The organism is Trinickia symbiotica, assembly GCF_003028655.1.
In the GTDB taxonomy this organism is placed as follows: Bacteria; Pseudomonadota; Gammaproteobacteria; order Burkholderiales; family Burkholderiaceae; genus Trinickia; species Trinickia symbiotica_A.
The window spans coordinates 44068-56287 of record NZ_PYUC01000028.1 but is presented as its reverse complement, the minus strand read 5'-3'; the positions used below and the strand labels follow the sequence as shown (position 1 = coordinate 56287).

Below are 12220 nucleotides of genomic sequence, written 5' to 3'. Positions count from 1 at the left end.
GCGCCGTGTCCTATCACCTGATGGGCGTGCCGACGGCGATGTTCACGCCGCTCTTCGTGATCTCGCGCACCTCCGGCTGGAGCGCGCACATCATCGAGCAGCGGATCGACAACAAGATCATCCGGCCGAGCGCCAATTACACGGGACCGGAAGACCTCGACTTCGTGCCGATCGGAAAACGTTGAGCGGCGCGGATAGGGGCAATCAACCCGCTATTCGACATGGTAAGGAGACAGCCATGACCGCCGAAATGTACGAGACAGGCCTCGATAAGAACGCGGCGAACTACACGGCGCTCACGCCGCTGAAGTTCATCGAGCGCAGCGCAGCGGTCTATCCTTCGCGCCTTGCCGTGGTGCATGGCAGCGTAAGGCGAACTTGGGCCGAGACCTATGCGCGCACGCGCCGCCTCGCCTCGGCGTTGAGCGCCCGCGGCATCGGCTTCGGCGACACCGTGGCCGTGATGCTGCCGAACACGCCGGCGATGGTCGAGGCACATTTCGGGGTGCCGATGATCGGCGCGGTCCTCAACACGCTCAATACGCGCCTCGATGCGGCCACGCTCGCATTCATGCTGAACCACGGCGAAGCGAAGGCGATATTCGTCGACCGCGAGTTTTCAGCGGTCATGCGAACCGTACTGGCAGGCGTGGAGCGGCCGATCCTCGTCGTCGATGTCGACGACCCGATGTACGAGGGCTCCGGGGAACGAATCGGCGAGATCGAATATGAAGCGCTGCTCGAAGGCGGAAATCCAGCCTTCGAATGGCAGCCACCGTCCGACGAATGGAACGCCATCAGCCTCAATTACACGTCGGGCACGACGGGCAATCCAAAAGGCGTCGTCTACCACCATCGCGGCGCCTATACGAACGCGATCAGCAACATCCTCGAATGGGACATGCCGAAGCACGCCGTGTACTTGTGGACGCTGCCGATGTTTCACTGCAACGGCTGGTGCTTTCCGTGGACCGTGGCCGCGCGCGCGGGCGTCAACGTCTGCCTCCGCAAGGTCGAGCCGAAGACGATCTTCGATCTCATCCGCAACGAGCGCGTCACCCACTATTGCGGCGCGCCGATCGTGCACAACATGCTCGTCAACGCGCCCGCGGAACTGAAGGCCGGCATCGAACATCGCGTGAATGCGATGGTGGCCGGCGCGGCGCCGCCCGCCGCGCTGATCGAGAGCCTCGAGAAGCTCGGCTTCGAGCTGACGCACGTCTACGGCCTGACCGAGGTGTACGGCCCGGCCGCTGTATGCCCGCAGCAGGAGGAGTGGAAGTCGCTCGACATCGGCGAGCGCGCACGCCTCAACGCGCGACAGGGCGTCGCCTATCACCTGCAGGATGCCGTCGTCGTGCTCGATCGAGACACGATGGCGCCTGTCCCCGCCGACGGCGAAACGATCGGCGAACTCATGTTTCGCGGCAACATCACGATGAAAGGCTACCTCAAGAATCCGACAGCGACCGAGGAAGCCTTCCGCGGCGGCTGGTTTCACTCGGGCGATCTTGGCGTGGTGTACCCGGACGGCTATATCCGCATCAAGGATCGCAGCAAGGACATCATCATCTCGGGCGGCGAGAACATCTCGAGCATCGAGGTCGAGGATGTGCTCTATCGCCACCCCGACGTTCTCGCCGTGGCCGTCGTCGCGAAGCCCGACGAGCGCTGGGGCGAGACACCCTGCGCGTTCGTCGAACTGAAGGCCGGGGCGACGGCCACGGCCGCGGACCTGATCGCGCATTGCAAGGCTCACCTGGCCGGCTTCAAGGTGCCGCGCGCAGTGGAATTCTGCGAACTGCCGAAAACGGCAACCGGCAAGATCCAGAAGTTCGAATTACGTAAGCGTGCCCGCTCCGTGGCCGCCATCGACGTTTGATACGGACGCTTTCCCTCTCACCCACTCCATGAACGAACACTATCGCAAGCCCCTGCCCGGCACCCGGTTCGATTGCTTCGATGCGCGCGCCGCCATCGACGCGATCTGGCCGGGGGCCTACGAAAAATTGCCTTACACGTCGCGCGTACTGGCCGAAAACCTCGTGCGCCGCTGCGAGCCGGAAACGCTCGAAGCCTCGCTCGCCCAACTCGTCGAACGCAGGCGCGACCTCGATTTCCCCTGGTATCCCGCGCGCGTCGTCTGCCACGACATTCTCGGCCAGACCGCCCTCGTCGATCTCGCGGGGCTGCGCGACGCCATTGCAGCGCGCGGCGGCGATCCCGCGCTGGTGAATCCCGTCGTGCCGACACAGCTCGTCGTCGACCACTCGCTGGCCGTCGAGTGCGGCGGCTACGACAAGGATGCATTCGCAAAGAATCGCGCAATCGAAGAACGACGCAACGAAGACCGCTTCCATTTCATCGATTGGACTAAAAAGGCTTTTCGTAACGTCGACGTGATTCCGCCGGGCAATGGCATCCTGCATCAGATCAATCTCGAGCGGATGAGTCCCGTGATCCAGGTGCGCGACGGCGTGGCGTTTCCGGATACGCTCGTCGGAACAGATTCGCATACACCGATGGTCGACGCACTCGGCGTCATCGCGATCGGCGTGGGCGGGCTCGAAGCCGAAAGCGTCATGCTAGGCCGCGCGTCGTGGATGCGGCTGCCCGATATCGTCGGCGTCGAGCTGACCGGCAAGCGCGAGCCCGGCATCACCGCAACGGATATCGTGCTCGCCTTGACGGAATTCCTGCGCAAGGAAAAGGTCGTTTCGTCGTATCTCGAGTTCCATGGCGAGGGCGCCGCGCGCCTCACGCTTGGCGATCGCGCGACGATTTCGAACATGGCGCCCGAGTACGGCGCGACAGCGGCGATGTTCCATATCGACGAACAGACCATCGCCTATCTGAAGCTCACGGGACGCGACGATGCGCTCGTGAAGCTCGTCGAGATCTATGCCAAGGAGGCGGGCCTGTGGGCCGACAGCCTCCGGCACGCCGAATACGAGCGCGTCTTGCGGTTCGATCTCTCGTCGGTGACGCGCAATATCGCCGGGCCGTCGAATCCGCATCGACGCGTGCCAACCTCGGAGCTCGCCGCGCGCGGCATCAGCGGCGTGGTGGACATCGAGCCCGGAAAATTGCCCGACGGGGCGGTCATCATCGCCGCCATCACGAGCTGCACCAATACGAACAACCCGCGCAACATGATCGCGGCCGGGCTGCTCGCGCGTAATGCCAACCGGCGCGGCCTCGCGCGCAAGCCCTGGGTCAAGAGCTCGCTCGCGCCCGGATCGAAAGCCGTGACGCTCTACCTCGAGGCAGCAGGCTTGTTGCCCGAGCTCGAGCAGCTGGGGTTCGGCGTCGTCGCCTATGCCTGCACCTCGTGCAACGGCATGTCGGGCGCGCTCGACCCGGCGATTCAGCGGGAGATCGTCGAGCGCGACCTCTATGCGACCGCCGTGCTGTCGGGCAATCGCAACTTCGACGGGCGCATCCATCCGTACGCGAAGCAGGCGTTCCTGGCCTCGCCTCCGCTCGTCGTCGCCTATGCGATCGCCGGCACGATCCGCTTCGACATCGAAAACGATGTGCTCGGCATCGGCCCCGACGGTACGCCGGTGACGCTGACGGACATCTGGCCCTCCGACGAAGAGATCGACGCCATTGTCGCCGCCAGTGTGAAGCCCGAGCAATTTCGTCAGGTCTACGAACCGATGTTCGCCGTTTCCGCCGACGACGGCAAAACCGTCAGCCCGCTTTACGACTGGCGCGAGCGCAGCACTTATATCCGCCGCCCGCCGTACTGGGAGGGTGCACTGGCCGGCGAGCGCACGCTTGCGGGCCTGCGTGCGCTCGCCGTGCTCGGCGACAACATCACGACCGATCACCTGTCTCCGTCGAACGCGATTCTCCCCGACAGCGCCGCCGGCGAGTATCTGGCGAAGATGGGCCTGCCCGAAGAGGACTTCAACTCGTATGCGACACACCGCGGCGACCACCTGACCGCGCAACGCGCGACGTTCGCCAACCCGACGCTGAAGAACGAGATGGTCGTCGAAGACGGCAAGGTGAAGGCCGGTTCGCTGGCTCGCATCGAGCCCGAAGGCAAAATCACACGGATGTGGGAAGCGATCGAAACCTACATGTCGCGCAAGCAGCCGCTGATCGTCATCGCGGGCGCCGATTATGGCCAGGGCTCGTCGCGCGACTGGGCCGCGAAGGGCGTCCGGCTCGCGGGCGTCGAAGCGATCGTCGCCGAAGGGTTCGAGCGCATTCACCGGACAAATCTGGTCGGCATGGGCGTATTGCCGCTCGAATTCAAGCCAGGCGTCAACCGCATTACGCTCGGCATCGATGGCACCGAGACGTTCGATGTCGTCGGCGAGCGCCGCGCAAGAAACGAGATGACGCTCGTCATTCGCCGCCGAAATGGCGAGCGCGTGGATGTTCCCGTCACCTGCCGGCTCGATACGGCCGAAGAGGTGTCGATCTACGAAGCCGGCGGTGTGCTGCAACGCTTTGCACAGGACTTTCTCGAATCGTCGCTTGCCGACCAAGACGCTCTCGGCTCGGCTTGACGACCGCTCGCGGCGAGACAGTTTGCGGCGATAGGAGACCGATCGCCGCTGTTTCCTAAGGACTACCGAATAATGACGTACCTTCCGCAGCTCAGGATTCCCGCTATATATATGCGCGGCGGCACCAGCAAAGGTGTCTTTTTCCGACTCGAGGATCTGCCTCAAAACGCGCGCATGCCGGGCGCCGCGCGCGACGCGCTGTTGCTGCGCGTCATCGGCAGCCCCGATCCGTACGGCAAGCACATCGACGGAATGGGAGGCGCCACGTCGAGCACGAGCAAGGCCGTGATCGTCGGCAAGAGCAGCCGGCCCGATCACGATGTCGATTACTTGTTCGGCCAGGTATCGATCGACCGGCCGTTCGTGGATTGGAGCGGAAACTGCGGCAATCTGTCTGCGGCCGTCGGCCCGTTCGCGATCAGCGCCGGGCTCGTCGACGCGAGCCGCATTCCGCGCAACGGCACCGCCGTCGTCAGAATCTGGCAGGCCAATATCGGCAAGACGATCGTCGCGCATGTGCCGGTCGTGGATGGCAGGGTGCGGGAGACGGGCGATTTCGAGCTCGACGGCGTCACGTTTCCAGCGGCGGAGATCCAGCTCGAGTTCATGGACCCTGCCGCCGACGAGGAAGGCGCGGGCGGCACCATGTTCCCGACGGGGAACGTCATCGACGATCTGGACGTACCGGGCATCGGCACCCTGAGGGCGACGATGATCAATGCGGGCATTCCGACGATTTTCGTGGACGCCGAGGCAATCGGGTATCGAGGCACCGAATTACAGGAAGCCATCAACGGCGATGCCGGGGCGCTGTCGAGGCTCGAGACGATCCGCGCCCACGGTGCGCTGCGAATGGGGCTCATCACTCAGCTCGATGAAATCGCGACGAGGCAGCACACGCCGAAAGTCGCGTTCGTCGCGCCGCCGGCCGATTACGTCGCCTCGAGCGGCAAGGCGGTCCAAGCCGCCGACGTCGACCTGTTGGTACGAGCCGTCTCGATGGGCAAGCTCCATCACGCGATGATGGGTACGGCTGCCGTCGCGATCGCGACCGCGGCGGCGATTCCTGGCACGCTCGTCAATCTGGCGGCCGGCGGCGGAAAGCGCGATGCCGTCCGGTTCGGCCACCCGTCGGGCACGCTGCGCGTCGGCGCCGAAGCTATGCTGCGAGACGGCGAGTGGGTCGTCACGAAAGCAATCATGAGCCGCAGCGCACGCGTTCTAATGGAAGGCTGGGTACGGGTGCCCGACGTTCATCAGGACTCCTGACGACGATGAAGCCGGCGGCCGACGCGGCGTTCCGCGCCGGCAAGCGGATGAACGACGCATTAGTCAACGCGGGTAGGCGATGACCTCGCCTTCGACAGTGAGGCGCACCCTAACGCCCGTTGCCGGAACCTGATGGCCGGGCACGCGCGCGCGCACCGCGGCTTCCTTCGACCGATCCGAACGCTGGGCCAGCCGCAAGCTCAGCGTGGCGTCATGTCCATAGAAGGTGATTTCCTCGACGGTCGCTTCCACCGCGTCGCGATCCGCCTGGCCTTGCGAACTGACCGGTTCGACCTTGATCTGCTCTGGGCGCACCATGACGTCGACCGTCCCTGTTTCGACAGGGGCCGCCAATCTGAGTCGGCCGAGATCGCACGCTACCTCCGCGCCGCTCGCCATTCCCTGAAGCAGCACCGCCTCGCCGATGAAGGAGGCAAGCTCGCGCGTGACAGGCCGCCGATACAGTTCGTCGGGTACCGCCGTCTGGATCATTCGACCGTTCCACAGCACGGCGACCTCGTGCCCCATCGAAAGCGCCTCCGATTGATCATGCGTGACGAGTACGGCCGTCGCCCCCGCGTGTGCAAGCGCGGCGGCGACAGCCTGTCTCGTTTCGGCGCGCAACGCCGCATCGAGCGACGAGAACGGCTCATCGAGCATGACGATTCTGGGCGACGGCGCAAGCGCGCGGGCAAGCGCGACGCGCTGTTGCTGCCCGCCCGACAACGCCTGGGGCGGCCTATCGGCATACGAAGCCGGCAAGCCGACCAATTCGAGCAGCTCCGCGACGCGATGGCGGGTTCGACGTCTGGCATAGGGCAGGCCGAACACGATGTTTTCCGCCACCGAGAGATGCGGAAACAAAGACCCCTCCTGCGAGACATAACCGACGCGCCGCGCTTCGGGTCGCATGTGCATGCCCTCGCCCGCCACCCGCCGGTCGTCGATCGCGATGGTGCCGCTGTCCGCGCGCTCGAAACCGCAGACCGTGCGAAGCAGCGTCGTCTTTCCGCTGCCCGACGGGCCGAGAAGCGCCAACAACGCGCCGCTCTTCACGGACAGATCGACCCCGCGCAGCACGGCATGGCCCTCGAACGTCTTCCAGAGGCCCTGTATGGATAGATTGCTCATATTGTGTCGACGGCGTCGCGCGTCGCGTCGCAAAGCGATGCCCCCGCCGCTGCCTGCCGATTATTGATCCCCGGTACCGACATGCAAGGCCGAACGGCCGAGCGTCACGAACAGAAATGCCGAAGCGCCGAGCGAAATGATCACGAGCAGCGCCGCATAGGGTGCCGCCGCGGCGAAAGCCAGCGTCGACGTATCGCTCCAGACCTGCGTCGCGAGCGTATGCGTGTCGAGCGGAGAAAGCAACAGTGTCGCGTTGAGCTCGGTGGAAACCGCGATGAACACCATTGTCGCGGCCGCGCCGAGGCCCGGGCTCGTCAGTGGGAACAACACTCGGCGCAACGTTCCCATCCACCCGAGACCCAACGAGCGCGCCGTTTCTTCGAGTCTAGGCGGTACCTGAGCGAGTGCCGCGCGCACGCTGACGAGCGCGAGCGGCAGGCACAGAATCGCATAGGCTACGATGAGGAGCGCCGTGCTCTGGTAGAGAGGCCTCAAGGCACGCACCGCCACCGACACGAGCGCGAGCGCGATGACGAGGCCCGGCACGCCCTGCGCGACGAAGACGATCCGCTCGAGCACGATCGCGAGCCGGCCGGGATATCGCACGAGCAGAAACGACAGCGGGAGCGCAAGCGCGGTCGTGACCAACGCCGCTGTCAGTCCGAAGCCGATCGACGCGCTCGCCGCGTCGAAGAGCAGTTGCGGCGACACGTCGACCGGCGTGATCGCCGCGTCGCCATGCTGCGTCAGCCAGTACCCTATCATGCCGAGCGGCACGCCGAGCGTGACGATGCTGAGGAGTGCCAAGCAAGCGGCGACGAGCCACCGCCAACCTCGCAACGGATCTCGCTGCACCGCGCGCCGTGTGCCGCGGTCGATACGCGCATAGCGCGCTTCGCCTCGCACGCGAAATTCGAGCGCAACGCACACGAGGCAAAGCCCGATCAGCAGGCAGGCCAGCAATGCCGCTCCACTGCCGTCGAAGCTGGTTCGATATTCCGCATAGATCTCGGTCGTGAACGTGCGAAAACGAAGCAGCGAGAACGCGCCGAATTCGGACATGACGTTGAGCGCGACGAGCAGCATGCCGCCGAGCAAGGCCGGGCGAAGCTGCGGCAGCACCACGCGCGCGAACGTCGCGAAGCGTCCGCAGCCGAGCGAGCGTGCGGTCTCCTCGAGCGCCGGATCCATGCCGCGAAGCGCCGCCGCGACAGGCAAATAGACGAGCGGAAAGTAAGTCGACGTCACGACGAGCAGCGCGCCGGCGAAGTCTTGCAAGTCGAGACTCAACGAGACCCAGGCGTAGCTCGTGATGAACGGCGGCATCGCGAGCGGCGCGACCATCAGTACGGCCCAGACCCGGCGGGCCGGCAGCGCCGTGCGCTCGACGAACCATGCCGCCGCGGTGCCGACGATCGCCGCCGCGACGGTGGCCGTCACCGTGATCAGCAGCGTGTTCGCAAGCAGTTCGCCGACGAGCGGCCGGAAGATCAGTTCGACCGCGTTGTCGAATCCGAAACTCGCCGCCCGCCAAACCGTGAACGCGAGCGGCAACAGCACGAGCAGCGCGGCGAATGCCGCGGCGAGCGTCACGAGGCGCGGCGCGTTCGGGCGCGCGCCGCGCGCGGCAGGGGGAGAAGTTGGCTCGACTAACGAAACCACGGTGTGCTCATCCAAACGAGGGCTAGAGCAGACCCGCCTCTCGCAGCAGCTTGGCAGCCTGACTATCGTCGCCGAGTTGCTCGATCGTCAGCGCCGGCGGATCGAGTTCGTTGAACGGCTTCAGCATCGGATCGGGGGCGACGCCGGCGCGCAACGGATACTCGTAGCCGACGTGGCTTTGCGCCATCAATGTCTGCGCTTTTTGGCCGACGAGATACGCGAGGAAACGCTGCGCGCCGTCGGGATTGTGCGCCGTCTTGAGGACGGCGGCACCCGACACGTTCACGAGCGCGCCGATATCGCCATGGCCGAAGTGATAGATCGCACTGCGCATCTTGCTCGCGCCCAGTTCCGTGTTCAACCGATCCCAATAATAGTTGTTGATCACGCCGGTCGCGACGGCGCCGCGATTGACCGCGGCCACCACGCCTTCCTCGTCGTCGAAAATCTGCGCGTTCGCCTTCAGACCCTTGAGCCAGGCCAGCGTCGCGTCGTGCCCTTTGGACGCGAGAACGCCGCTCACGAGCGGCAGAAAATCCGCGTCGCTCGGCGCGATGCCGACTTTTCCTTTCCACTCGGGCTTCGCAAGATCCATCAGCGAGGCAGGGAGTTGCCCCGGCTGTGCTTTGGCGGTGTTATAGGCCAGCACGTTTTCGCGTGCGAACACGCCGACCCACTTCCCGGTCGGCGAGCTGTACCGCTTCGGCACCGTGGCGAGTGTTTGCTCGTCGACCGCGCCGAGCAGGCCCTTCTCCTCGAGCAGCATCAACTCGGGCGAGTTCTCCGTGAAATAAACATCAGCCGGCGTCGCCGAGCCCTCGGCGACGATCTGCGCGGCAAGCGCGGGGCCTTCGCCGTTGCGAATCTTGACCGTGATCCCCGTTTCCTTCTCGAAATCCTTGGCGAGCCGACCGACGAGTTGCTCGTGTTGCGCGTTGTAAAGCGTGATCGATGCGGCATGCGCGAGGTCCGGCAGTGCGCCGAGCGCGGCGAGTGCAAGCGCCGCGATACGTGCCGCGGCGGCCGCGCGCTTGCCGAATTGGAATTGCTTCATGATCGAATTTCCCGTGAAACTATTGCTGCATTAATTGTTGAGTAGTCCGAACGAGTCGATGTCGGCCCGCGATCGAGTCAAGCGTCGAAGAGCGCGGCGCCGATGAACGAGCCGGGCTTCGCGCCCGGCGGGCAAGCGAATATCGCACTGCCTATGTGCGTCGTGAACTGGTTCATCATGTCGAACTTCGCGAGCCTCTCGTTGATTGGAATAAAACCTGTACGCGGGTCGCGTTGGTGCGCGATGAAGATCAGCCCCGCATCGTACTCGGTTTCCTGCCGCCACGGCGGCCAGCGTTCGATGTAGAAGTTCGTGCCGTCGTTGTACGAGTAGGAGCGGCGCAGAATCTGCGCGCCGTTGTTCGTGGCGCGATTCGACAAGCGCACGTGCGAATTCTCCGGAATCACCGCATTACCGTCCTTATCGGCCGCCTCCAGATCGAGGGCATCGAACTCGTTCGTCTTGCCGAGCGGTGCGCCAGTCTTCTTCTGCCGGCCGAAGACCGACTCCTGAAAGCCGCGCTCCATCTGATCCCAATGCTCGAGCGTGATGCGGATCCGGCGCACGACCGTATAGGTTCCACCCTGCATCCAGGCCGGTCCTTCCGATCCGGCCCAGATGAACTCGTTCATGAGTTGCGGATCTTTGATGGAAGGATTGTTGGTGCCGTCCTTGAAACCCATCAGATTGCGCGGCGTCTCGCCACGCGGGCCGGAGAGGAAACCGGCCTGCCCCCATCGAATATGAGCGACGCCGCTGCCGATCCGCGCAAGCTGGCGCACGGCGTGGAAAGCCACTTGCGCATCGTGCGCGCAGGCTTGGATGAACAAGTCGCCGCCGGTCTTTTCGGGCACCAGCTGGTCGCCGTTGAAGCGCGGCAAATCGACGAGCGCGGCGGGACGACGATTCGCGAGACCGTAGCGGTCCTTTCCTTCCAGCGCGAACAAACCGGGACCGAAGCCGAACGTGATCGTCAGTCGAGCCGCGCCGAGCCCGAGCGCCTCGCCCGAGTCTTCGGCCGGCCGATCGTCCGGGCCGTCGATCGAGGCGGCGGGCTCGCCGCGCGTGAGCCGGGACCCCGCTTCAGTCCACGCGCGCAGAAGGCCGATGACATCGGCGCGCTTGTTCGTCGTGAGGTCGAGTGCGGCGACGTAGGTATGGCTCTGTTGCGGCGTCACGATTCCGCCCTGGTGCTGGCCGAAAAACGGCTCGAGAGCCCGGTACGGATCGTCGTTCGCGGCGGCTGGCGTCGCCTGTGCGGCGGCGGCCGTGCCCAACGCGGTAGCCGCGACGGCGGCCGCGCCGCCCGCCTTCAGAAAGCCGCGCCGGGCGGGCTGAAATGGACCGTTCCGATCGTTTGCCATGTTCACTTGGCCAGCACGAGGGTGTTGACGTCGTCCTGGACGTAATAGAAGCCGTCGCCCTCGGGCGTCATCGCGATGCCGAACAGATCGCCGTTTCCGGGCGGCGTTTGCGCGCGATCGGTATCGATCCATCGCGCGTAGATTTGCTTGCCGCTCAGAGGATCGATCTCGACGACCTGGCCGTTGAGCGCATTCGTCACGAGCAGGTGACCGTTCGGTGCGGTCGTCATCGCAAGCGGCCGGTGCAGCAGGCCGTCCGCCGTCAGCTGGCGGCCGACGCCCGCGCTCGTGTCGCGCGTCAACGGATCGTCGATCTCGGTGATCCGGTTGCCGATGGCGTCTGACACGTAGAGCAGCTTCTTGTCGGCCGAGAGCGCGAGGCCCGTCGGCCCGACGAGGAACACGCCTTTGTCGGCCTGCGCACCGAAGCCGCTGCCGATCACCGTCTCGTGCTTGATAACCGGCGGCTTGCCGTCAGGGATCTCGAGGTCGAGCCGAAGAACGGTGGCCTGCTTGTAGACCGGCGGGTTGCCCTTGGCGGAGCCGACACCGAAACCCGCGTTGCTGACGAAGAGCGTCGCCGTGCCGCCGTTGTCGACGACGGCCATGTTGCCCCATGGATCGTTGATATTCGGACTCGCGAACGTCGACACGATCTTGCCCTGGCTGTCGAGCACGACGAGGCAGCCCGCGCCCTTCGTATCGGTCGTGCCGTCGTTGCTCGGCGTGCTGCCGACGATGATCCAGCCCGACCTCAGCATCGTCATCGCCGTCGAAAGGCCGATTCCGCCCGGGCAGTCTTTCAGTTCACGGGGAATCGACGCGAACAACGTCATTTGCTTCGTGTCCGGGCGATAGTCGACGATTGTGCTGCCCGTCCCCTGTAGATTCGCGGAGTTGTTGAAGTTGTCGACGAGCACGTCGCCCTGCTTTACGGCTCCCGCCGAAACCGGTGCGATCGTGATCGCATAGGGATTCTGGTCGCCGTTGTCGGGCACCGTGTTGATGAGCGTCGTATGTCGATGGATGGTTTCTAGAAACCCGATCGGATCGGCGAATGCCGTGCTTGGTCCGATCGATCCGCCGAGCGCGACTGCGACGGTCATCGCGGCAGCCGCCGCGGACCTTGCCGTAGGGCGCTTCGCAAAAGCCTCGACGAATGTTCGCACCACGGAAACAACCGAACGAAATCCGCGTGCGCCTCGGTTGTCAGG

9 protein-coding genes are annotated in these 12220 nt (G+C 64.9%); 4 read left to right on the top strand and 5 right to left on the bottom strand.

The genetic code is table 11. The features are described 5' to 3' along the window. The 4 genes from C9I57_RS31450 to prpF all read left to right on the top strand — a co-directional run. Nucleotides 1-185 (top strand): citrate/2-methylcitrate synthase (locus C9I57_RS31450; protein ID WP_308836382.1); only part of this gene is annotated, 185 nt, incomplete at its 5' end. A 53-nt stretch (nucleotides 186-238) separates the two neighbouring features. Continuing rightward, a complete protein-coding gene (locus C9I57_RS31445) occupies nucleotides 239-1882 on the top strand; it encodes an acyl-CoA synthetase (RefSeq protein ID WP_107154404.1) in 1644 nt (547 codons plus the stop codon). Between the two features lie 28 nt (nucleotides 1883-1910). Next, on the top strand, nucleotides 1911-4526 hold the full coding sequence (gene acnD / locus C9I57_RS31440; protein ID WP_107154403.1) for a Fe/S-dependent 2-methylisocitrate dehydratase AcnD: 2616 nt from the start codon (nucleotides 1911-1913) through the stop codon (nucleotides 4524-4526). A 72-nt stretch (nucleotides 4527-4598) separates the two neighbouring features. Next, nucleotides 4599-5795: a 2-methylaconitate cis-trans isomerase PrpF gene (prpF, locus tag C9I57_RS31435; RefSeq protein ID WP_107154402.1), complete on the top strand. Its 1197-nt coding sequence runs from the start codon at nucleotides 4599-4601 to the stop codon at nucleotides 5793-5795. A gap of 63 nt (nucleotides 5796-5858) precedes the next feature. Here prpF and C9I57_RS31430 read toward each other — a convergent pair whose 3' ends face one another. The 5 genes from C9I57_RS31430 to C9I57_RS31410 all read right to left on the bottom strand — a co-directional run bounded on the left by C9I57_RS31430 (nucleotide 5859) and on the right by C9I57_RS31410 (nucleotide 12112). Beyond that, a complete protein-coding gene (locus tag C9I57_RS31430) occupies nucleotides 5859-6926 on the bottom strand; it encodes an ABC transporter ATP-binding protein (protein WP_107154401.1) in 1068 nt (355 codons plus the stop codon). A 60-nt stretch (nucleotides 6927-6986) separates the two neighbouring features. Beyond that, nucleotides 6987-8588 (bottom strand): ABC transporter permease, encoded by a 1602-nt coding sequence (locus tag C9I57_RS31425; protein ID WP_107154400.1) that lies wholly within the window; start codon nucleotides 8586-8588, stop codon nucleotides 6987-6989. Between the two features lie 22 nt (nucleotides 8589-8610). Then, a complete protein-coding gene (locus C9I57_RS31420; RefSeq protein ID WP_107154399.1) occupies nucleotides 8611-9642 on the bottom strand; it encodes an iron ABC transporter substrate-binding protein in 1032 nt (343 codons plus the stop codon). Between the two features lie 77 nt (nucleotides 9643-9719). Then, entirely contained in the window at nucleotides 9720-11006 is a 1287-nt protein-coding gene (gene efeB, locus C9I57_RS31415; protein ID WP_107154398.1) for an iron uptake transporter deferrochelatase/peroxidase subunit, read from the bottom strand. A gap of 2 nt (nucleotides 11007-11008) precedes the next feature. Beyond that, complete coding sequence (locus C9I57_RS31410) at nucleotides 11009-12112, bottom strand: hypothetical protein (RefSeq protein WP_258187922.1); 1104 nt, start codon at nucleotides 12110-12112, stop codon at nucleotides 11009-11011. Between the last annotated feature and the right edge of the window lie 108 nt (nucleotides 12113-12220).

Coding starts and splice junctions, on each gene's coding strand:
- C9I57_RS31445 (WP_107154404.1), top strand. CDS start 239: ATGACCGCCGAAATGTACGAGACAGGCCTCGATAAGAACGCGGCGAAC.
- acnD (WP_107154403.1), top strand. CDS start 1,911: ATGAACGAACACTATCGCAAGCCCCTGCCCGGCACCCGGTTCGATTGC.
- prpF (WP_107154402.1), top strand. CDS start 4,599: ATGACGTACCTTCCGCAGCTCAGGATTCCCGCTATATATATGCGCGGC.
- C9I57_RS31430 (WP_107154401.1), bottom strand. CDS start 6,926: ATGAGCAATCTATCCATACAGGGCCTCTGGAAGACGTTCGAGGGCCAT.
- C9I57_RS31420 (WP_107154399.1), bottom strand. CDS start 9,642: ATGAAGCAATTCCAATTCGGCAAGCGCGCGGCCGCCGCGGCACGTATC.
- efeB (WP_107154398.1), bottom strand. CDS start 11,006: ATGGCAAACGATCGGAACGGTCCATTTCAGCCCGCCCGGCGCGGCTTT.
- C9I57_RS31410 (WP_258187922.1), bottom strand. CDS start 12,112: ATGACCGTCGCAGTCGCGCTCGGCGGATCGATCGGACCAAGCACGGCA.